20 protein-coding genes and 1 pseudogene are annotated in these 20340 nt (G+C 69.2%); 10 read left to right on the top strand and 11 right to left on the bottom strand.

The window, feature by feature from the left end:
• Nucleotides 1-11: 11 nt before the first annotated feature.
• The 5 genes from ABT299_RS00105 to ABT299_RS00085 form a co-directional block, all read right to left on the bottom strand.
• Complete coding sequence (locus ABT299_RS00105) at nt 12-650, bottom strand: MBL fold metallo-hydrolase (RefSeq protein WP_500249212.1); 639 nt, start codon at nt 648-650, stop codon at nt 12-14.
• 11 nt (nt 651-661) lie between these two features.
• Nucleotides 662-1378, bottom strand: coding sequence for a class II aldolase/adducin family protein (locus ABT299_RS00100; RefSeq protein ID WP_500249211.1), 717 nt, complete (start codon nt 1376-1378; stop codon nt 662-664).
• Nucleotides 1379-1440: 62 nt separating this feature from the next.
• On the bottom strand, nt 1441-2325 hold the full coding sequence (locus ABT299_RS00095; RefSeq protein WP_500249210.1) for an LLM class flavin-dependent oxidoreductase: 885 nt from the start codon (nt 2323-2325) through the stop codon (nt 1441-1443).
• Nucleotides 2322-3293 (bottom strand): TAXI family TRAP transporter solute-binding subunit, encoded by a 972-nt coding sequence (locus ABT299_RS00090; RefSeq protein WP_500249209.1) that lies wholly within the window; start codon nt 3291-3293, stop codon nt 2322-2324. The genes ABT299_RS00095 and ABT299_RS00090 overlap by 4 nt, the downstream gene beginning before the upstream one ends.
• A gap of 38 nt (nt 3294-3331) precedes the next feature.
• The gene (locus tag ABT299_RS00085; RefSeq protein ID WP_500249208.1) at nt 3332-4441 is read right to left on the bottom strand and encodes a homogentisate 1,2-dioxygenase; all 1110 of its coding nucleotides are present in this window, start codon (nt 4439-4441) and stop codon (nt 3332-3334) included.
• A gap of 187 nt (nt 4442-4628) precedes the next feature.
• Here ABT299_RS00085 and ABT299_RS00080 point away from each other — a divergent pair, with 187 nt between their 5' ends.
• Complete coding sequence (locus ABT299_RS00080; protein WP_500249207.1) at nt 4629-5099, top strand: MarR family winged helix-turn-helix transcriptional regulator; 471 nt, start codon at nt 4629-4631, stop codon at nt 5097-5099.
• Nucleotides 5100-5547: 448 nt separating this feature from the next.
• Here the strand turns inward: ABT299_RS00080 and ABT299_RS00075 are convergent, their stop codons facing one another.
• Complete coding sequence (locus tag ABT299_RS00075) at nt 5548-5703, bottom strand: hypothetical protein (RefSeq protein WP_500249206.1); 156 nt, start codon at nt 5701-5703, stop codon at nt 5548-5550.
• 378 nt (nt 5704-6081) lie between these two features.
• Nucleotides 6082-7278 (bottom strand): sensor histidine kinase, encoded by a 1197-nt coding sequence (locus ABT299_RS00070; RefSeq protein WP_500249205.1) that lies wholly within the window; start codon nt 7276-7278, stop codon nt 6082-6084.
• A 126-nt stretch (nt 7279-7404) separates the two neighbouring features.
• Between ABT299_RS00070 and ABT299_RS00065 the strand changes: the two genes are divergently transcribed.
• Nucleotides 7405-7551 carry a hypothetical protein gene (locus tag ABT299_RS00065; protein WP_500249204.1) on the top strand — a complete coding sequence of 49 codons (147 nt, stop codon included), beginning with the start codon at nt 7405-7407 and terminating at the stop codon, nt 7549-7551.
• 352 nt (nt 7552-7903) lie between these two features.
• Here the strand turns inward: ABT299_RS00065 and ABT299_RS00060 are convergent, their stop codons facing one another.
• Nucleotides 7904-9331 (bottom strand): S41 family peptidase, encoded by a 1428-nt coding sequence (locus tag ABT299_RS00060; RefSeq protein ID WP_500249203.1) that lies wholly within the window; start codon nt 9329-9331, stop codon nt 7904-7906.
• Nucleotides 9332-9945: 614 nt separating this feature from the next.
• Between ABT299_RS00060 and ABT299_RS00055 the strand changes: the two genes are divergently transcribed.
• Nucleotides 9946-10197 (top strand): hypothetical protein, encoded by a 252-nt coding sequence (locus ABT299_RS00055; protein WP_500249202.1) that lies wholly within the window; start codon nt 9946-9948, stop codon nt 10195-10197.
• 266 nt (nt 10198-10463) lie between these two features.
• On the opposite strand, the gene ABT299_RS00050 is transcribed toward ABT299_RS00055, so the two are convergent.
• The gene (locus ABT299_RS00050; RefSeq protein WP_500249201.1) at nt 10464-11543 is read right to left on the bottom strand and encodes a Gfo/Idh/MocA family protein; all 1080 of its coding nucleotides are present in this window, start codon (nt 11541-11543) and stop codon (nt 10464-10466) included.
• A 111-nt stretch (nt 11544-11654) separates the two neighbouring features.
• On the opposite strand from ABT299_RS00050, the gene ABT299_RS00045 reads away from it, so the two are divergent.
• The 5 genes from ABT299_RS00045 to ABT299_RS00025 all read left to right on the top strand — a co-directional run bounded on the left by ABT299_RS00045 (nt 11655) and on the right by ABT299_RS00025 (nt 16043).
• Complete coding sequence (locus ABT299_RS00045; protein ID WP_500249200.1) at nt 11655-12233, top strand: TetR/AcrR family transcriptional regulator; 579 nt, start codon at nt 11655-11657, stop codon at nt 12231-12233.
• 924 nt (nt 12234-13157) lie between these two features.
• Nucleotides 13158-13754, top strand: coding sequence for a pentapeptide repeat-containing protein (locus ABT299_RS00040; RefSeq protein WP_500249199.1), 597 nt, complete (start codon nt 13158-13160; stop codon nt 13752-13754).
• 204 nt (nt 13755-13958) lie between these two features.
• The gene (locus tag ABT299_RS00035) at nt 13959-14156 is read left to right on the top strand and encodes a hypothetical protein (RefSeq protein WP_500249198.1); all 198 of its coding nucleotides are present in this window, start codon (nt 13959-13961) and stop codon (nt 14154-14156) included.
• A 102-nt stretch (nt 14157-14258) separates the two neighbouring features.
• Entirely contained in the window at nt 14259-15509 is a 1251-nt protein-coding gene (locus tag ABT299_RS00030; protein ID WP_387020564.1) for a hypothetical protein, read from the top strand.
• Nucleotides 15510-15803: 294 nt separating this feature from the next.
• On the top strand, nt 15804-16043 hold the full coding sequence (locus ABT299_RS00025; RefSeq protein ID WP_500249197.1) for a hypothetical protein: 240 nt from the start codon (nt 15804-15806) through the stop codon (nt 16041-16043).
• Between the two features lie 101 nt (nt 16044-16144).
• Here the strand turns inward: ABT299_RS00025 and ABT299_RS00020 are convergent.
• A protein-coding gene (locus ABT299_RS00020) for an IS5 family transposase (RefSeq protein WP_500249407.1) occupies nt 16145-17043 on the bottom strand; the annotation gives its coding sequence in 2 pieces (ribosomal slippage) (nt 16145-16263 and nt 16263-17043; 900 coding nt in all).
• A 725-nt stretch (nt 17044-17768) separates the two neighbouring features.
• On the opposite strand from ABT299_RS00020, the pseudogene ABT299_RS00015 reads away from it, so the two are divergent.
• Nucleotides 17769-18414 (top strand): annotated as a pseudogene (locus ABT299_RS00015) (IS5 family transposase); the annotation flags it as partial.
• 475 nt (nt 18415-18889) lie between these two features.
• On the opposite strand, the gene ABT299_RS00010 reads toward ABT299_RS00015, so the two are convergent.
• Nucleotides 18890-19618 (bottom strand): SDR family oxidoreductase, encoded by a 729-nt coding sequence (locus tag ABT299_RS00010; RefSeq protein ID WP_500249196.1) that lies wholly within the window; start codon nt 19616-19618, stop codon nt 18890-18892.
• A gap of 74 nt (nt 19619-19692) precedes the next feature.
• Here ABT299_RS00010 and ABT299_RS00005 point away from each other — a divergent pair, with 74 nt between their 5' ends.
• On the top strand, nt 19693-20070 hold the full coding sequence (locus tag ABT299_RS00005) for a MerR family transcriptional regulator (protein WP_500249195.1): 378 nt from the start codon (nt 19693-19695) through the stop codon (nt 20068-20070).
• Nucleotides 20071-20340: the final 270 nt, after the last annotated feature.

Below are 20340 nucleotides of genomic sequence, written 5' to 3'. Positions count from 1 at the left end.
GGGGCTGGAGTTCAGCAGGTGAAGGAGGTCCCGTGTTCCAGGATCTCGATCTGGGTTCGCTTTGGGGCAAGGGCCTGGAAGAGCTGGTAGTGCAGTTGCCGGTGGACCGGCGCGAGACCTGCCTGGTGGATCGGTACGACGAGTTCGGGTTCGAGGGCGCGCATGAAGTCGATGCCGTCGCTCGGTTTCATCCAGGGTCCCCCTGTGGGAAGCAGCAGGAGCTTGACGTCGCCGGACGGGGCGTCGAAGGCGTCGCCCGGGTGCAGGACCAGGTCCTGGAAGAGGTATCCGTTGTTGGCGACGGCCGGGAGGTCGGGGTGGATCACTGCGTGGTCGCCGCCGAGCACCTCGATCGGGGTGCCGTGGTCGAGGGTCTGTCCAGGGGCGGCGGTGTGGTGGTCGATGCCGGCTTGCGCGAGGCGCTGCGCGCTGCCGGGGTCGACGATCAATCGGGCGCGCGGGTTGTCGCGCAGGAGCCGCGGCAGCCGGTCGAGGTCGAGATGGTCCGGGTGCTCGTGGGTGACCAGGACGGCGGCGAGGTCGCGGACGGTCTCGAAACCGGTGGAGTAGGAGCCGGGGTCGATGAGGACCCTGTCCCGGTCACCGAAGTCCAGCAGGACGCAAGCGTGCCCGAAATGTGTGATCTGCATGGTGGCTCCGGTCATGTCGAAGGTGCGTGGTGTGCCGCGGCCGCTCGTCGGACGAGGTAGTGCCAGCCGGCGTTGCGCTGGGCGGGGTTCCATACCTGGTCTCGTTTGAAGGCGGTCTCCGATTCGTCGGACCACACGCGTGGACCGCCCGCCGCCAGGGCCATCAGCTGGGTCCGGCATGCGCGTTCGAGCAGGACCGCGTACATGACGGCGGTGGCGGCGTCGGGGCCGGCTGTGACGGCGCCGTGCTGCGGGAGCAGGCACGCGATGCCGTCGCCCAGCGCGTCGGCCAGGGCCCGGCCGAGTGCGGCGTCGGTGATCAGGGCGCCCGTGCGGGTGAACCGCGGAACCTGGGGGTCGCAGAACAGCACCCCGTCATGGGAGATCGGCCGTATCGGCTCGTCCAACGAGGCGAAGGCGCTGAGCGCGGGCGCGTGCGTGTGGACGACGCAGCCGACGTCCTCGCGCGCGGCCATGATCTCGGTGTGGATCGGGTACTCGATGTGCCGCGGGCCGTCGCCTTCGAGGACCTCGCCGTCCCCTGCCACCAGGACGACGCGGTCGGCGTCGGCCTCCTCGAAGCCCCAGCCGGCGGCTTTCATCCACACTCCGCGTCCTTCCGGGTCGCGGACGGCGGCGTGTCCCCACACCATGTCGGTCAGTCCCGCGGCGGCCAGCGCCCGGCCGGCGCGCACCACGGTGCCGATCGCTGCGGTGGTGGACGTCATCGGTGGCTCCTCTCGTCGGGCGGCCGGACCGGGCGGACGGCCCGGTCCGGCCGCGTCCTGGTTCAGCGGGCGGTGGCTTGGCGGACCAGCGGGATCACCTCGATCGCGAAACGCTCGCGGGCCTCGGCGTCGCGGAACATCGCGTTGACGAAGGTGAAGCCGGCTTCGACGATCGCGGTGACCCGCTCGGCGATCGCCTCGGCACCGCCGGTGATCTCCGCGGGTGGTGGCGGGTCCGGACTGCCGAAGGCGACGACGATGTTGGCGGCGCAGGTGATCTCGTCGGGGTCGCGGCCCGCGGCCCGGGCCGCGTCCAGCACGGTGTCCCGCATCGCCACCGCCTCGTCCAGGCTCAACCGCGTCAGGGAGGGGATCCAGCCGTCGGCGGTGCGGCCGGTCAGCCGGAGCGCCCGCGGGCCGTAGGAGCCCAGCCAGATCGGGATGTGATGGGACGGCCTGGGCTCGATGCGCGCCCCGTCGAGGTGGAAGTGGTCGCCGCTGAAGGACACATCGGGCTCACGCCACAGCCCGCGGACGATCTCCAGAGCCTCGCCGAGCGCGGCGACCTTCTGCCCCGGGGTGCGCTCCGCCAGCCCGAACGCGGAGAACTCGCGGTCGTAGCCGCCGGTGCCCAGGCCGAGCACGAGCCGCCCTCCCGAGAGCCGGTCGAGGGTCTCGGCCATCTTCGCGGTGACCGCCGGGTGACGGTAGGGCAGCCCGAGCACGTTGGTCATGACCTCGATGCGCTCGGTGGCCGCGGCCGCCCATGTCAGCGCGGTCCAGGTCTCCAGGGTCGGATGGCCGGTGTTCAGGTGGTCGCTGAGGCAGAACAGGTCGTACCCCAGCGCCTCGGCGCGGCGGACATCGTCGGCCAGCCGGGCGGGGTCGAAGGGTTCGAGGCCGTAGGTCGCGCCGAAGCCGACGCGCTGCCCTCGGATCGTGCTCACTTCCGCCGGTCCCGGTACCAGTCGAGGGCGGCGGGGTGCAGTTCGACGCCGGGCACCAGGTCCGGTTCGACCGCCGTGTAGGAGATGCCCATGGCGTTGTCGAGGAACTCGGGACGTTCGAGGGCCTTCAGGATCGCGCGGACCAGTTCCGGGTCGGTGTCCTCGCGCCCGTACACGTACTGGTGCCGCCAGCCGATGGTGGGGATGGTCCTGTCGACGCCCGGATACAGCCGCTCCGGGATGGGGACGAGCTGGGCCCCGAACTCCTCCGCCACCGCCCGCAGCGCATCGTCCTCCAGGTCGAGGAAGTTCATCGTGCGGACGTTGGCCAGCACGTTCGTCCACGGCGAGGCGAGGTTGACGAACATGAACACGCCATTGGCCAGGCCGTTCTCCAGCTGGTAGTGGGTGTAACCGCTCAGCGGCCCCGAGGCCCGGTCCGCGATCCACTGGGCGGGCAGGCCGTCCTCGGCGGGCTCGTGCCTGAGGTCCCTCGCATAGGGCGGCGGGTCATCGCCTCCCCAGTCCCGCAGCGCCCGCGTGGAGAAGCCGTGCAGTTCCAGGACGCGTTCGCCCCACGCCCGCAGCAGCTGGTCGCCGGGCGGTGTGATCGGCTTCCAGGGGAACCTCTTCTCACCGATCTCCCGCAGCGTCCGGACGCCGGACTCCGCGTCGACCGCGGCCACCAGCCAGGTGGAGAGGTTGACCGCGGCGATGACCCGCAGGTGCCCGGCGTCCAGGTCGGCGAGCGGTCCCCGGCCGCGGACGGCCCAGTCCACGAACGGCGGCATGGTCACGCCGATCTCGCATTCGCCGGCGGCGACGGCCCGCACGTTCAGATGGTCGTAGCGGGACCAGTCGATGTCGAGCCGGACGCCCTCGGACGGCAGGACCCGCCCCAGGCTGTCGGCGACCTCCCACCACAATGAGCCCACGAGGCTCGCGGCCGCCTTCACGGTCCTGGTCATTGCGCGTGTTCCTCCTTCTCGGGTGCCGGTGCCGGACGTCATGCCTGCTCCTGCTGGTCCCGGGCGTGCGATTCGTAGGCGGAAGTGATCGTCAAAGGGCGCTCCACGTCGATGTTGAGCAGGTACGTGGTGAACCGCTCGGGCCGCTCGGCGCTGCTGAAGGGATTGGCATCGGGGCCGTGGTGGGCGCCCTGCGGGTTGAGATAGAGGGTCCCGTCGCGCGGGCCCGCGCCGGCCTGCTCGCCTTCCGTCCCCACCACGAACGCGATCTCGTCGTAGTCGACGTTGCGGTGGTACGGCGGCACGAACGAGGAGTCGGGGTCGCTCTGCATCGGACGCGGCGTGAACGTGCAGATCAGGCAGCCGGGAGCGGTGAACGTGGTGTAACCGCTGGGCGGGATGTCCAGCCGCTCCGCCGAAATGGACCGGATGTCGTACATGCTGAGCTTGAACGGGGCCGTGCTGCCCTGCCAGCCCACGACGTCGAACGGGTCGAACGGGTAGAAGATCGAACTGAGCCGGTCGCCCCGCTTGACGACGACCTCCCATTCCCCGCCTTCCCCGCCGTCCGCGTCCTCGGCCGGACGCGGTTCGGGGGTCCGCAGGACGCCGTAGTCGAACGGCACGTACTGGCCGAGCAGCCCGCGTTCGGGAAAACCGAGAGGCCCGGTCGTCTGGACGACGTAGAAGATGTTGTCCCGGCTGTCGGGCTCCAGGCGGTAGGTGATCCCCTTGGGGACGGCGAGGTAGTCGCCGGCTTGGAAGTCGAGGGGGCCGAAGTCCGTCGTGAGCCGTCCGGTGCCGCGCTGCACGAAGATCAGATCGTCGCCGTCGGCGTTGCGGTAGTAGAACGGCATCGGCTCGGATCGCCGCGAGGCGTAGACCGCGACGTCGTCGTTGTACATCAGCTTGGTCGGCAGTGCCCGCGGATCGGTCGCGTCGGGAAGCTCCAGCTCCCTGACGTCCGCGACCGTGTTCCTGAAGTCGCCCTCGATGCGGGTCCAGGCGGTCGCCGGGTGCCGCCGGTACAGCATCGCCTGGTCGCCGGCGAAGCCGTGCCGGCTGTACTGGTCCTCGTAGGTTCCGGCGGGGCGTTGCGCCTGCCCCTGGCGCGAGACGACGCCCTTGGATTCTCGGAACACGCCCATCAGCTCTTCCTTTCCGGGGGAGACCGGCGCCGCTGCGACGGCCGGCGAGCGCGTCCGCCGTGCCGCGGCTCCGGCCCGCGGCGTCCGCGGACGGCAACTTGTTCGCAATGCGGACTGTTCGTGACGCGAACGAAAGTAGTGCGCACTGCGAACAAATGTCAACTACCATCGGAGGCCGGAGGTGCCCATGACCACGACCGCGGAGGCCGGCGCGCGACTCGGGACGGCCGCTGCCCTGGTGCGGCTGTCGCACCTCGTGCAGCACGTGTTCGCCGACGTCAGCCGCGACCACGGCCTGACCCCGCAGCAGACCCACCTGCTGTGCCTGCTGGTCGACGGCCCCCTCGGGATGACCGAGTTGCGCCGTCTGCTGAACCTGGAGAGATCCGGCGTCAGCGGACTGGTCGACCGGGTCGAGCGCCGCGACCTCATCGCACGCCGCCCCGACCCCGCCGACCGGCGAGCCTGCCGGATCGCGCTGACCGATCAGGGCGCCCGGCTCGCCGAAGAAGCACATCAGGACGTGATCAGCCGGCTGGAGACGCTGCTCGAGGAGGTGCGGCCGGCCGACCGGACGCTCCTGACCGCCGTCGTAACGCAACTGCTCGCGCGAGATGGCGCCGCGACGGGACGCCCCTGGCTCTCACAAGAGCGCTGAACACGTCCTCTGAGTCCGCTGGTGCTGTCGGGGTAACGGCATTGCGAACGGCCCCGGGAGTAGCCGCATCGGTTCCGGAGCCGTTCACGTTGCGCCCCGGCAGTCAGGGCTCACCGCCGAGGCCAGCCCGACGAGGAGGCGACACGCGAGCACCAATCGGCGTGGAGACCTCCGCCCGCGTCACCGCCGAAAGCGCCCCCGCAGCTCGCCGTCTCGCACGCCGATCACCCTCTGCGGACATCGTCGCCGCCACGGCACATCGCCGAACGACCACCATTCCGTCTGAGCAGGCGAACACCCTCCTCACCATTCCGCGACACAGCCCCGAACCGACCCACCGGTCATTCGGCTCACGAACCTGGCTGCTCGCCGTGGCGGCGCGCTGGCCACAGGCGCCGTCCTGCAGCTGGCCGCCGCCGCACCCGCCGGCGCTCTCGAACCCCTGCCACTACGTGGTGTTCGACGTCTTGGAGACCGGCGCAGTCGACCACCGGCCGTCGCCGCAGGCAAGATGCCGAGAAGCCCTGACCAGGCCGGTCTCATAGACGGTGATTACGAGGTAGGCCCGGTCGCGGGCGTCGAGTTCGGTGAGCAGGCGGGCCACGTGGCTTTGGTGGTGGCGACGGTTATGGACGAATCGGCGGCGATCTCAGGGTTGGGCAGGCCGCGTCCGATCCGGGTGAGCACCTCGCGTTCCCGCTCGGTCATTCTGTCGGCGGTCCTGCCTGGGGAGCGGGTCTTGGACGGGCGGCGAACTCCTCGATGAGGCGGCGCGTGACGCTGGGCGCGATCAGGCCGTCCCCTCCGGCGACCACGCGGAGGATGTCCTCAGCGCCGTGTCTTTGACCAGGAACCCGCTGGCGCCCGCCCGCAGCGCCCCGTACATACCGGCGGCAGATCGTTGCCGCTGGCGTCCGATGGGCGGATGCTCATAGTGGCAACGCCCTTGGAGTTGGTTCCTGGGACGGCAGCGACCTTTGCCTCACCTCTGACGTGCTTCCGGTGCTGCCTCTGATGTGGGCACCTGTTCTGGCAGTGGAAGTCGCGCCGTCACGCGGAAGCCGCCCTCGGGGCGAGGTCCCGCGCTGAAGTGACCGTGCAGCATTGCGACTCGTTCGCGCATTCCGGCGATTCCGTACCCGGTTCCTTCCGCCTGCCGGCCGCGACCGTCGTCGATGACTTCGATCGATACTTCGTCGTCGCGCTGGTCGATGGTGACGCTGCAGTGGTCGGTGCCGGCGTGCCGCACTACGTTGGTCATCGCCTCCTGGATGATGCGGAACGCCGATAGTTCGATCTCCGCGGGCAGCGGACGCCGTTGTCCTGTCCACTGCAGGTCGACGCGTACACCAGCGTGTGCGGTCATTGTGGCCAGGCGTTCAAGATCGGCCAGGCCCGGTGCCGGATCAAGCGGAGCCGCCTCGGGGTCGGTACGGCGCAGGGTGCCGAGCATCCGTCGCAGTCCCGCCAGGGTGTCCCGGCTGGTGGCCTCGATGGCCGACAGCGCGTTGCGGGCCTCCGCCGGCTGGGTGTCGATGACGCGGCCGCCGACACCGGCCTGGATGGCGATGATGCCGATGCTGTGCGCGACCATGTCGTGCAGCTCGCGCGCGATCCGGAGCCGCTCTGCCGTGACGGCTCGGGCGGTCCTTTGTTCTTCTATTGCCTCGGCGTGCTCGCGGCGTTCGTGGACTGTGTTGCCCGCCATCCATGCCGCCCCGGCGATCAACACCACGAACATCACCGTCCGTACCAGGGCGGGCGATTCGTTCAAGTAGAAGGCCACGACCAACAACTGCGCGCAGAGGGTCATGACGACCGCCGCGATCGAGGTGCGGCGGGGACAGGTGGCGGTGATGAAGCCGATCGCCAGAGCGTTCGCCAGCATCATCAGGTACCCCAACTGCCATGAGAACGGCGCGGTGCCCCCGACCGCCCAGGCGGTGAGCCAGGCGGTGAGCATGAACGCCGTGCCTGCCAGCGGCCGGTGCGTCAGCAGGCCCGCCGGTAGCAGAAACAGGAGGGCGGGAATGAGGAGGCTCAGGCCGTCCGGGCCTCCGCCATTGAGCAGCGCGATGGTCAAGAGCACCGGGAAGGCGGTCGCCGCGAGCCACGCCGGGCCCTCTCCGATGACCGCGACGTGCCGGTGCGGCGTCCGTGGAGGCGACGTAGCTGGCATGCGCCGATCGTAGCCAGCGACCATGACCTGCGGCATTGGCCCTCGGGCGTAATCCCTCGGGCTACCACCGCATGCCACGAACGCGGTCGACGGCCCGATGCATCCCCGATCGCGCTGAAGCGACCGTTGGTCGACTCACTGAAGATCGCCCCTACGGAGCGTCCTGAGAAGCGATGGGCCAGTGGCGCCATTCTCGTCCTGTTGGCAATCCAGGCCGTCGCAGCCCTGTGGTTCGCCATCGGCTACGACGCCCTGGATTTCCGCATCTACTGACTGGGCGCGCATGCACTCCCAGCACGATTAGCGTTTGTGCACCGAGCAACTGGCGGCGCACTGGTTCACCAACACCCCTTCGCGGGGTGATGTCCACACCGCTGGGTGGGCTGGTGCCGGTTCTTATGGTCCTGTGTGAACCGGCCGAGTACCGCGTGGGGCGGCTGAGTTCACTCACGCCTACGGCGGCTCCCCAATTAGCTTCCCTGTGGCCCCCCAAATCTGTGAGGTGTTCTACGGCGAGCAAGAGCGCCGTCGGTGGCGAAGGCCGCTGCAGGGGCAGTCGCCCGTGGTCTGTGTCGATGGAGTGGACTCCAGAGGTCAGCGCCCGCCACCCGGGGGAGTGGAAGGCTCAGGAGGCGAGCAGTGAAACCGCCTGGTTCACGGCGGGGTCCTTGCCCTTGGAGACGTCTGCTGCGGTCAGCGGCCGCTGGTGGTCCGGGGGAACGCCGATGGTGTCGATGATCTCGCCATGGGCGCCGAGTGCGTACTGAGCCGGGAGGGTGAGTGTGCTGGTGTTGTCGTTGAGTTGGTAGTCGAAGGACGGGCCCGAGGAGGCGCCGGCCGTGCGGGTGCCCACCAGCGTGCCCAGCTTCAGGTCTTTGACGGCCATGGCGAACAGGTCGCAGGTCGAGGCGCAGTTCCCATCGGTGAGGGTGACCATCGGCAGGTGCAGCAGCGGGGTGCTGTTGTCGACGGGTTGGGCGTCGCACTTGCCGTCGGCGTCGCAGAAGTCGACGTAGTTGGTGTTGTGGGCGAAGGCGCCCAGCAGGGTGGCGGCCTCGGCTCCCATGCCGCCGGGGTTTCCGCGCAGGTCGATGATGACGCCGGTGATCTTCGTCTTTGCTTGCAGGTCGGTGATGGCTTTGAGCGCTTCGTGGGCGACGCCGGGATAGAACTGGCTGAACTGGATCTGCGCGATGCTGCCGTGTACCAGCTTCGCCGACACACGCGCCGGTGATGCGGGCAGCACGCGGGGCGTGACGGTGAACGTCCGGGTGTGGCCGGTGGACGGGCGCTGCACCGTGATGCGGACCGGGTCCTTGGTGGAGGAGGCCACACGCAGGTAACCCATGACTCCGGCGTTGAAGGTGCCGTCGCTGAAGGGCGGCACGCCGTTGACGGCGCGGATGATGTCACCGGGTTTGAGTCCCGCCGTGGCGGCGGGGGAGTCGGCCGTGACGGCCTTGATGAACAACGGGGCGGTGTAGCGGGATGTGTCGCCGCCCGGGTCGTTCTGGTTCAGGGTCAGGCCCAAGCTCAACGATTGGGCGGCCGCCGTGCGAATGCGGGCGTGGTTGTCGTGCAGGGCGGCGAGCATGCCCTTGATCGCCGCGACGGCCAGTGCCGAGCGCACCGCCTGCTTGTCGGACGCGGCGGCCAGCACCGAGCCGAGCCGGGTGCCGAAGGCATCCCAATCCTTGTCGCGGTCGCCGCTGAGGGGCGGCATGACGGCGTCCGGCTGGTCGATGCCGCGCTTGATCAGTTCCGTCACCACGGAGTCGAACGCGGACTGCAGTAGCTGCCGGTGGTCGAGCTTCGAACCCTTGTAGTAGTTGTCGATGATGCAGTAATACGCCTGCTGCACGGTGCTGACCGAGGTGGGCGCCGGGTCCGCAGGCGTGGTCGTGGGCCCGTTCTGTCTCACGCACTGGGCGGGATTGGCGGCCGTATAGGCGGCCAGGCGCGGGCTGGCGGCCGCGGTCATGCCGACTGCGGCGACTCCGGCGGTCATGGCGGCGCTCACCGCCATGAAGAGGTTTCGCTTGGTGGTTCTCACGTTGTGCTCCTGTGTGCTCATGCCAGATAGAGCGGCGCTGAAGCCTGGCCAGGCGTAAATGCGAGTTTTAACGAACGGGATGTTTCCTTGCTGTTAGCAGCCGCTGAGAAAACTCGGGCGGAGCTTACCGTCGTTTCAAGTGCCCCGCCGATGCCTCGTGCGGCACGGCTAGGTTTCGCGGCCATGACGGCACCTCGTCCCGGGGCTAGATGCGGGGGAAACTGAGTGGACTTCCCCGGCACCGAAAGGCGAACAGGTCGGCCTCGTTCTTCAGATCCGCGTTCGGTCGCTCACGGGCGTTGAGTGCACAACGGATGTGCAGCGGATGCCGCCGACCGAACTCAGCGCGTGCAGACCGCGCAGGGCCTCGTGGGGCGGCGAGCAGCCGAAGGTCACCGTGCCCTCCGGCCGCCTGCAGCCTTAGGCATACGTTCACCGGAACTCCGCGAGTATCCGATCAACTCATTCTCCGGGTCTGAGATGACGCCGATCTGGGGCCTCACCGAGGGCGGGAAAAAAGGGCGGGCCGGGCCTCCCACGTGCTGTCCTGGGTCGTTGTCTCCGTCCCTGACCTGTCCTTCGGGTTGTCGGCCTCCGTTGCAGCATTAGGCGGGATGAACGTGATGGCTCATTGCGTGGAGGCGCTCTACGCTCCGGACGCTGACCCGATCTCGTCGCTCATCGCGGAGGAGGGCATACGCCTGCTCGCCACCGGGCTGGGGACCTTGGGCGCCGCTACGAGCACGCGGACCGCGCATGCCGATGTCCTGCTCGGCGGGCACGGCCCTGCATCACAAGATCTGTCACATCCTCGGTCGGTTGGTGCGTTCTCGGCACTGATGTCGATGTGGGCCTGGCCTTGGTGACGAGATCGAGTGCTCGATGGGCGCTGTTGGTGAGGTGAGCGGGGTGGGATTTGCCCTGCATCAGCAGGTCGTTGACCGAGATTCGGACGGGGGCGAAGGTGGCGATGTTGCCGTAGACAGCCAGTCGGCCATGGGGGCGCGGTCTTCGAGTTTTGTGCGGCGGGCGGTCCGCCGATGGGTTCGAGGTCGCACCTTGAAGTGCTCGTCGGCCAGTGCGGCGGGGAACTGCGCGACGACCGGCATGAGCGGGCCGCAGTGCCGGTGAGTTAGGCGATTTTCTGGGCGGTTCCATCGGCCGCGGACCGTTCGATGGCGGCAAGGAGCCGGTGGTGGCGCAGGGCGGTCTCGAAACTGGGGTGTGGCTGCCGGTCTTCGGCGATGGCCTGGGCGACCTCCTGGTAGAGGGCCGCTACGTTGGCCGGCGGGCCGGACCGGACCTCGGTGGGGCCGGTGCGATAGGTGTCGGGCACGGCCACCGGGTCGTCTCCGATTCTGATGTCCCAGTCGCCCCAGTGGATGAACGTTCCACGCTGGGCCGGGGTGGCGGTCAATGTTGCGTCGCTGCCGACGAGTTTCAGCACGAATGCGTCCTGGATGGGGCCGTTGCCCCCGTGCACGGCGACGGATGCGGTGGCGCCGCCGGCCAGCAGCCCGTGCAGCAGCACGTGGCTGGGTGTGGCGTTGGGCGCGGTCTGTTCCGTCCCGGCGACCAGCACGCGGTCGTGCGTGCGGGGCAGCCGCGCCGAGACCTCGGTCAGCGGGCCCGCGACCCGTTCGAGCGCGGCCAGGAAGTGGCCGGCCATGATGGTCAGGATGTTGGTCCCCTCTGAGGGATCGAGGCCGAACACCAGATTCGGCCATATCCGGCTGCCGCCCCAGGGCGCGCCCTCCGCCACCAGCGCGGCCGATTCGAGCGCGCCGATCCGGCCATCGGCCAACAGGTCGGCGACGAAGCGGGCGCTCGGCGAGTGGTGTCCCTGGAGGACCACCGCGTGTACGACGCCCGCGGCGACGGCGGCCTCGGTCAGCTCTCTCGCTTGGTCGGCGTCGACGCCCAGCGGCCACTCCGACACCACGTGCTTGCCGGCCTTGAGCGCGGCCCTGATCACAGCGGCGTGCCCGGAAGCCTTCACCGAGACGACGACCAGGTCGACATCGGGGTGCTCGGCGAGCTCGGCCGCGTCGGCGAAGGCGTGCCGCACGCCATGAGCGGCGGCCGTCCGGTCCGCGCTGGCCTGATTGGTGGTCGCGACCGCGGTCACCTCGAACGCCTCCAGTGCGGCGAGTGCGGGTAGGTGCGAGCCGTCCGCCCAGCCGCTGGCCCCGACAACTCCGACTCGGATCATGCGCCCCCCTTGGTTATGTACCTTCCGGTATGAAACTAGACCGGCGCGCCGTCGTCCCGCAAGAGGTAACGTACCGATAGGTATAAAACTCGGGAGAGCACGGAGGACGGCATGCCCGGCGGACGCCCACGCTCGTTCGACGCAGACGCCGCACTCGACCAGGCGCTGGAGGTGTTCTGGCGGCACGGATACGAGGGCACCTCGCTGACCGACCTGACCGCAGCGATGGGCATCAACAAGCCCAGCCTCTACGCCGCCTTCGGCAACAAAGAGGAACTGTTCGCCAAGGTGCTGGCCCGCTACCTCGACGGCCCCGGCGCCTACACCGCTGACGCGCTGGACGCGCCCACCGGCCGCGAGGTCGTCGAGCAGCTGATCCGCGGAGCCGCGAACCTGACCGCGGGCCAGAACACGCCCCATGGCTGTCTGTGCGTCAACACCGTTCACGCCTGCGGACCCGACGCGCACACCGCACGCCAGGACGCCATCGCGGTGCGCAAAGCCGGTGAGGCGGCGTTGCGCAGGCGGCTGGAGCGGGCCACCGATCTTCCGCCCCACTACGAACCGGCCACCCTGGCCGCACTCGTCCACACGATCTCCGACGGCATCGCCGTCCAGGCGGCAGCCGGCCGCAGCCACGACGAACTGCGGCAGATCGGTGACTTGGCGCTGCATGCCCTGCTGGGCTGAAAGCCCCCAGGCCACCGCCGCTCGCATCCCCGGCCCTTACCAGGCGCGCAGACGATCAGCCCCGACGGCAGGCCACCGCGGCGCCCTTAGCGGGACGTTCGTTCACCTACCACATCAGCTCCGGAACACCAGGGCGCCGGACGCATTAGAACGAGAAGTCACGCCAGCGTCGATCCAGGCGACCGCCTACACGACTCGTCGTTTCGATACTGGTCGCCGCCCGCTCGGCTCATGCGGCAAGACCCTCGGCCGCCCCACCGGGCTCACCAGCCCTCGCCGTACTGATCCACTCCCGCCCGGTCGTTTGGGGCTCATGACATGGTTCTTGCCGCCACCCCTAGAAGCTCACGGCGATCACGGTAGGCACCTGATCTCGGACGTCGAAAAACGATGGCGGTTGCCCGTTGTGGCCATCTGATTTCGGAGGTGGGGATGGGCTCGTTGACTGATCGGCTGTGGATCGGATGACGAGGCTTCGCCGCTGGGGACAGTATGAGCTCGCGCGGCCGGCCGTGCGCGGCATGGGGGCGGTGCTGGCCGCGGTGGGGTTGGCCGTCCTGGCGGTGGTGTACGCGGTCGCGTTGTGGCGGATGCCGGACTGGATGCACCAGCACGATCCCAAGGACCGGCACAATGCGCGGCTACTGGTGGTGTCGGCCGGCGGCGCCGTGGTGGTGGCGGTGTCGCTGCTGTACACCGCCCGCTCCTACCGGCTCAGCCACCGCGGTCAGGTCACCGACCGTTTCACCAAGGCGCTGGAGCGGCTCAGCTCCTCCGACATCAACGCGCGCCTGGGTGGCATCCACGCTCTGGCGCACGTCGCGGCCGACTCCCGTCCGCACCACGACGACGTGGTCGAGGTGCTGGAGGCCTTCCTGCGTCGCCGCGCGCCCAAAGCCCGCCGAGACGACGGCCCGACGTTGGGTGCGCGCCCTCAACCTGCCTGCGCGTCCCGATTCCGATGTCCAGGCCGCGTTGACCGCGCTCGGCCGGCGACCCCGCCGTCCCGAGCGCCGCCGCCTCGACCTCAGTGGTCTTCACCTGGCGGGCGCCCGCCTGGCCGAGTCGGACCTGGGCCGTGTGAACCTACAAGACGCCGACCTGCAGAGGGCGGAACTGTGGAAAGCGAATCTGCAGGGCGCGTGGCTGGATGGCACGGACCTGAGGGGCGCGGATTTGAGGCGGGCGGATCTGAGGATCACGCTTCTGGCGGCTGTGGACCTGAGGGGCGCGGATCTGAGGCGGGCGTCCCTGCACTACGCCATCATGGGGGGCCTGGACCTGAGGGGCGTGGATCTTGAGGGCGCGCACCTCCGGAGTGCCTCCTTGCAGGACGTGAACCTGGTGGGCGTGAACCTGCAGGGCGCGGATCTTCGGGACACCGACCTTCGAAGCGCGCGCCTCAGCGGAGCGAATCTGATGACCGCCGATCTTCGGGGCGCGAACCTGCACGGCGTGACCGGCCTGTCTGAGCAGGCGATCAGGTCAGTGGCCAGGGTGGACGAACACACCGAGTTCTGAGCTCTCCAGCGAACGATCCGTTGCGACCGAATCCAGGCACGTGGTCTGGTGAACCCCTCCGCGCCGATGGGGCGTCTGAGCAGCGCGGGCGAGACGGCGCCGGGCGGCGCGCACGGGCGTGTGAGGCGGCGGCTGGAGCAGGTACGCCAGCGCTGGGCAGAGGCTCGGGACCGACGCGAGGTCAAGCCGTTGCGGGTGCGGCCGTTGGCGACCGGCTTCCGGGTGCTGGCGGCCGCAGGAGCGGTGGCGGCGGCGGTGGCGAACTGGCTGACCACCGCGTGGCTGCTGGTGGTGTGGGCGAAAGTCGGCCCGGGTGCGCAGCACAAGACGAAGCCGAAGCTGACGGGCACCTCCGAGAGCGCCCAGACCAGGTCCGACCACGGCACCTGCCGCCTTCTTTGATCCCAATATCACCGCGGGCGGGACGGTCTCCACCCACGGAGCCCGCCCTGTCCGTCCGTTTTGATGTGTTACGGTCCGTGGTTTCGCCATGGAGGTGATCAAGTGAAGATCCGGCGCTCCCTCGCCATCGCCACCCCGTTGGTGGCTCTGGCGGCCGGTATCCCGGGGGTCGTGTACCTGGCCCCCGGACAGACACAGAACGCGGCGGGGACCTCGGCCACGGCGGCCGCCCCCGCTCTCGGCGACTTCGACCTCCGCCAAGGGTCGAACCGCAGCACCCCCCTCAAGGCCCTCGGCAAGAAGCTCGACAAGAGCGGCGTCACCGCGCTGATGAACGCGACGGGCCAGCGCAAGCTCGGTTCCGGAAGCTGCGCGAAGGCGGCCGGAGTCCCTGCCAAGTCGGTCGCCTACTGCTGGAACGCCGGGGACTCCAAGACCTCGAAGTGGATCCCGCAGGGCGTGTCGACCGTCTCGGACGCCGACTCCGACGAGACGTGGGGCAAGAGCGGCAAGCCGATCCTCGTCGCCTGGTACGCCGACCACGCCATCCGGCTCACGTTCGTGAACCCGGCCAAGCACAGCTACCGGCACGTCCTGCTCGTGTACCCGACGATGAAGGGCGGCAAGGCGACCTACACCGACATCGACGTCCACGCCGGCGGCATCGCCTGGTTCGGCAACAAGCTGTACGTCGCCGACACCCAGGCGGGCCTGCGCCAGTTCGACATGACGCAGATCTACGACCTCGGCAAGAGCAAGGCGGGCACCACCAAGAAGAAGGGGTGGGTCGGCCTGCACGGCAAGACGTACTACGGGCACGCGTACCGGTACGTGATGCCGCAGACGGGCAGCTGGCAGAACGCCAAGGGCAAGGCTCCCGCGTCCAAGTGCAAGGGCAGCGGGCCGCTTCGCACCTCGTGGGCGTCGGTGGACCGCACCGCGCGGCAGCGGCCAGAGCTCATCCTCGGCGAGTACTGCGCGACCGCGAGCCCCAAGGGCCGCGTGGTCACCTATCCGCTCAAGGTCGGCACCGGCATCGTCGGGACCGGCGGCGTCGCGCACGCGAACTGGGCGGCGACGCTTCCGGACAAGAAGATCCAGGGCGGCGTCCGGTCGCACGACTGGTGGTGGTTCTCCCACAACGTCGACACCACGTCGGGTGCCAAGCGCGGGCAGTTGCTCACCACCGTCCGGAAGGGCGGCGGCTGGGGCAAGGTGACCCGGCAGACGGTCTCCTACGGTCCTGAGGACCTGTCGTGCTACCGGGGCCAGCGGCGCATCTGGACGGTCGCGGAACACGCCGGCAAGCGGGCGCTGTGGGGAACGCTGGAAGATCCCTGCAACACCAACTGAGGCGATCCCTTCCCGCTCGCCCGCCCGGACGGACACCCAGGCGGGCGAGCGGGTTCACACGGCCTGTGTAATGGTCATTCGCCCGTTTCCTGGACGCGGCGCAGGTCGTGGGCATATGGAGGCGGCAGTGCGTCCTGGCCACCCGCAGGGCATGCCTTAAGACCCCTGGGCTGGCCGAAGCATCAGCAAACGACAGCACCTGACGGATCTCCCGCCGCTCGTCCAATGGGCGCGGCGGCGGGAGACCGACTGGGCAGGAACGTCGATACGAACGTACCCAGGGCCCTGCGCCCGGTGACGCTGCAGGTCAGCGACTGGCTGCAGGCCGACTCGGCACTCGACAACGAGGCCTCCTGCGATCCCGGCGACGACCAGGTCCCCGAGATGGTCCTGCCCATCCGTGAGACCCGATGGGCGCAATTGCCCGACTGGCCCACCGAACCCGCCGGATTCGCCGCCGGGCCCCGCTCGGGCAAGACCGTCACCGTCACACTGACCCCGCCCCAATGGGCCCTCACCGCGCTGAACCGATAGGCGCACATGGCAGACCGCACCAGCTCCCGCGAGGACCATGAGGATGCCCGCTGGCTACAGACGATCGCCACAGAGATCAGACAGCGGCTCGCCGCGCGCTGCTAGGCCGTGTTTCGAAGTAGGTGGAGCCATTCGTTGATGGCGGTGATCTCAAGGACGGCCTGGTAGCGGACGCAGAGCTTGTCGTATCTGGTCGCCATGGCCCGGTGACGCTTGAGGGGTTGATGCCGCACTCCACGGCGTGGCGGGCGTGGTAATCGATCGGGTCGAAGGCGGGTGGACGGCCGCCGCGGTTGCCCCGCCGTCGTCGGTGACCGGCCTGGTCGTCCGGCACCGGGATCGTTGCTGCGATCCCGCGGCGGCGCAGGTGAGCGCGGATCGCCCGGGAGGAATACGCCTTATCTGCCCGCACCCGATCGGGTCGGGTTCGAGGACGCCCCCGTTCGGGACGGGCAACGCGGATACCGGCCATCACCGCCTCGAACTGAGGGGCATCCCCGCGCTGCCCGGCGGTCACCACCAGCGACAACGGCTTTTGCCCCTGCTCACACGCCAGGTGCACCTTGGTCGACAGCCCGCCACGGGAGCGTCCCAGAGCGTGATCAGCCGGCTCGGTGGTCGCGCCGCCGGGTGGTTCGCGCTGCAGATCGCCGTGTTGCCGGGCGCCGGCGGCGTGCTGGTGCGCGCGCACGATGGTGGAGTCGACGTTGACCTGCCATCCGATCAGCCCGGCCGCATCCGCCCGGGTCTGCAAGCAGGCCAGGATGCGCACCCAGGTGCCGTTGCGCTGCCAGCGGCGGAACAACCCGTAGACCGCTTGCCAGGAGCCGTAGCATTCGGGCACGTCCCGCCACGGCGAGCCGGTCCGCACCCGCCAGCGGATCCCGTCGATGAGCTGCCGTTTGCTCCATTTGGGCGGGCGACCCGACCGTCGGGCAACGGGCAACAGAGCCCCCAGGATCGCCCACTGCGCGTCGGTCAGATCGAACCGCCTCGTCACCGCTACGCTGGCCACGAGGTCTCCGGTTCTGGGTTCTTCTTGGTCGATGAACCATCTACCGGAGACCTCGCTGCGTCCGGCTCACAACACGCCGACGCTCACCCCACTTCGAAACACGGCCTAGCGGCTTACGTGCCGCGAGCATGCACGGTGCGAGCTGTGCAGTTGGCTGCGGTGATGACCGCAGGCGCCGGGAACTAAGGCGTCTTAGGGCGCGCGAATAGGGCGTCGTCCCAATGTGGGCCCCGGGGCCTTAGGGCGAACCTTGTACATGTCGGGCCAAGAGGGCCCGGCAGGAACAAGGAGCAGGGCATGTACAGCACGGACATCAGCCGGGTCATCATCGCCGACCGCGTACGCGAGCGGCAGGCCGAGGCGCGCAACGCCCGTCGCGCCCGGCTCGCCAAGGCGCTCAAGCGCTGAGGCACGACCCGTCCTGACGGAACGGCACGACGACGACGAAGGGAGCCGATCATGATCAGCTACGAGTTCATGAAGATCGCCGGAGAGGACCGGGCGCGCAGGCTGCGGGCCGAGGCCCGGCAGGCGCGCCGCGCCCGCCTCGCCAAGGCGCTCAAGCGGTGAAGCCCGCACAGCGACCCGAGCCGCCAACGCCCCCGTCATCCGACGGGGGCGTTCTCATTGAAGAGTCGGGATGCGGAGAAGAACGCACGAAACCGTGCGCTTAGACGTCGTCTCATTGGGGTGCTGGGAGTCTGGGCTGTGTGGTGATGGTTGAACGCATGGTGCCCGACGAGTTGTGGGAGCTGTTCCAGCGGGGGCCCATCTGCTCCAACGCGGCCGCAGGGCGGCGGCCGGCGCAGGTACAGGGATCGCGAGGTGTTGGCCGCGATCGTCTTCGTGGCCACGACGGGCTGCACCTGGCGGCAGTTGCCGCCGGTCTTCGGCCCGTCGGGACCGACCGCTCACCGACGCTTCACCGAGTGGACCACCGCCCGGGTCTGGGCCGAACTGCACCGCCTCATCCTCGACGAACCGGGCTCGCGCGGAAATCCGGACTGGTCGCGCCGCGCTATCGACTCGATGAACATGCTGGCCCTGAAAGGAGGGACCTGACAGGCGCCCGAATCCTGTAGACAGAGGCAAGGAAGGCTCGGAGATCGGCTTGATCACCGAGCGCACCGGTTTACCCCTCTCGATCGCGATCTCCGGCGCGAACCTCCACGACCAGGCACTCGAACCGCTCGTACGCGGCATCCCGCCGACCCGCTCCCGCCGCGGCCCGCGCAGACGACGACCCGCCAAGCCGCACGCAGACAGGGACGACTACCTGCGCCGATGGCTACGCACCGCCCGCACCGCCGCTACGAACGCAAGGCCGAACACTCCCTGGCCCTCACCGCCATCGCCACTGCCGAGCTCGCGACCAAGCTGGCTCTGTCGCCCCAGACCGTTCGCCGGATGGCCAACGCCGGGCAGATCTCCGCGCTGAAGACCGGCAACGACTTCCGGTACTCCGGGAAGCGGTCCGCGAGGTGCGGTGGCAGCCCCACTGTCAACCTGGGGACGGGTGCGGCGTGCGTCTTCTGGTGCAAGTCCCACATGCGGCGCTGGCAGCGGTTGACGAATGCGACGAGGCCGCACATGCCGCTGTGGATCGCGACCATGATCGGCACGAGCGCGTACCAGGGCAGGTCGCCGTCGGGGTAGAGGTGCCCATCGCCTGCGCTGGTCCCTATGGCGTCGTCGACACCGGGCCCGCGCCGGCGACTGCCGCTACCGCCGGCGCGAGGCCACACCATGGAGATCCACAACTGCGGATGAAGTATTAGTTGACCGACCTCAGAAGCAACCGACCGAAGTCAGCGCGGCTCAAGTAGGCCGCTCAGGCCGCCGTCAGTGCCGCCAGGGCGCGGTCCATCGCGGCGTTGAACTCTTCTGGCGCCAGCGGCAACCGGGACTTGACGTCCCGACTCCACTGGTCGGCGAGGACCTCGGCGGAGCCCGCCTCGACTCCGTCGAGCGCCGCGTCGGCCAGATCCGACGGAGCGAGCTTGTCCACGGGCCATCCCGCGGCCATGTCGGTGTCGGCCAGGCCGAGGTGCACTGCTGTCACGAGCGTGCCCTGCTCGGCGAGTTCCAGGCGGACGCCGTTCGTCATGGCCCAGGCGGCGGCCTTGGTCAGGTGGTAGGCATTGGAGCCCTTGCCCCCGAACCACGACATGGCGGAGAGGACGTTGACGATCGCACCCCCGCCGTTCCCGGCGAGCGCCGGCGCGAACTCACGGATCATTCCCAGGTGCCCGAACACGTTGGTCTCCAACTCGTGCCGTACCGCGTCCAGCGAACCGGTCACCAGGTCGGTCCCGGTCTGGATCCCGGCATTGTTGATGAGCAGTGAGACGTCCGGGGCGGCCTCGGCGGCGGCCTTCATGGATGCGGGCTCGGTGATATCGAGGGGCAGCACCTCGACCCCGGGCAGGTCCACGGTCTCCGGCCGGCGTGCCGTCGCGTAGACCGTGCGGGCGCCCCGTTCGAGCAGGCGCTGCGCGAAGGCGCGGCCCAGGCCGCGGTTGGCTCCGGTGACAAGGGCGACTGAGTCGTTGATGTCCATGCCCGGTACGCTAAAACCTAACGTTAACGTCAGGGGCAAGTGCTGGCCATCAGGTCCTTGGGGGAGGAATCACCATGACCGTCGGGCAGGCCGCCGGCGAGCGGCTGATTCGCATCGGCGAGGTGGCACGGGGTGCCGGCGTCTCAGTACGCGCCGTGCGCTACTACGAGGAGCAGGGGCTGCTCATCGCGGAGCGCAGCCCATCGGGCCAGCGCCTCTACCGGCAGGACGCCATCCCCCGGGTCCGTTTCTTCCAGCAGATGTTCGCCGCCGGCCTGACCAGCCGAAGGATCACGGAACTCCTTCCGTGCTGGGACTCCGGGCACACCGACGCCCAGCAACGAGCCATGCTGCGCGCCGAGCGCGATCGCATCCAGGCCAAGGTCGACGACCTGCAGGGCGCCCTGGACCGCCTCGACGAGGTCATCGCGATCACAGACACGCACCCGTAAGCGCGGTCGGTCGGACGTCGCACCAGCGATCTACGGCTGGAGTACTGAGCGCTCCCACCATCCTCGTTTTGCTTGCGGATAGGCGTCACTCGCAACAGCGCCAGTGGCCGATGCCGCCCTTAACAGGTCGCCTGTGCGTGCGGCGGTATTCGCCTTGCCGCTGTCCTGGCACAGCTAGGGCGTGTCTCAAAGGCAGGTCAGCCAATCGTTGATGACGGCGATGTGGAGGACGGCCTCGTAGCGGACGGCGACCTTGTCATACCGCGTGGC

It is taken from the genome of Spirillospora sp. NPDC000708 (assembly GCF_040299565.1).
Lineage (GTDB): Bacteria > Actinomycetota > Actinomycetes > Streptosporangiales > Streptosporangiaceae > Spirillospora.
The sequence above is the reverse complement of the archived record's forward strand: the minus strand, read 5'-3'. Positions and strand labels throughout refer to the sequence as shown.

What these genes read in the sequence shown, in the direction of transcription:
- ABT299_RS00105 (WP_500249212.1), bottom strand. Translation starts at nt 650, where the DNA reads ATGCAGATCACACATTTCGGGCACGCTTGCGTCCTGCTGGACTTCGGT.
- ABT299_RS00100 (WP_500249211.1), bottom strand. Translation starts at nt 1,378, where the DNA reads ATGACGTCCACCACCGCAGCGATCGGCACCGTGGTGCGCGCCGGCCGG.
- ABT299_RS00090 (WP_500249209.1), bottom strand. Translation starts at nt 3,293, where the DNA reads ATGACCAGGACCGTGAAGGCGGCCGCGAGCCTCGTGGGCTCATTGTGG.
- ABT299_RS00085 (WP_500249208.1), bottom strand. Translation starts at nt 4,441, where the DNA reads ATGGGCGTGTTCCGAGAATCCAAGGGCGTCGTCTCGCGCCAGGGGCAG.
- ABT299_RS00080 (WP_500249207.1), top strand. Translation starts at nt 4,629, where the DNA reads ATGACCACGACCGCGGAGGCCGGCGCGCGACTCGGGACGGCCGCTGCC.
- ABT299_RS00070 (WP_500249205.1), bottom strand. Translation starts at nt 7,278, where the DNA reads ATGCCAGCTACGTCGCCTCCACGGACGCCGCACCGGCACGTCGCGGTC.
- ABT299_RS00055 (WP_500249202.1), top strand. Translation starts at nt 9,946, where the DNA reads ATGAACGTGATGGCTCATTGCGTGGAGGCGCTCTACGCTCCGGACGCT.
- ABT299_RS00050 (WP_500249201.1), bottom strand. Translation starts at nt 11,543, where the DNA reads ATGATCCGAGTCGGAGTTGTCGGGGCCAGCGGCTGGGCGGACGGCTCG.
- ABT299_RS00045 (WP_500249200.1), top strand. Translation starts at nt 11,655, where the DNA reads ATGCCCGGCGGACGCCCACGCTCGTTCGACGCAGACGCCGCACTCGAC.
- ABT299_RS00010 (WP_500249196.1), bottom strand. Translation starts at nt 19,618, where the DNA reads ATGGACATCAACGACTCAGTCGCCCTTGTCACCGGAGCCAACCGCGGC.
- ABT299_RS00005 (WP_500249195.1), top strand. Translation starts at nt 19,693, where the DNA reads ATGACCGTCGGGCAGGCCGCCGGCGAGCGGCTGATTCGCATCGGCGAG.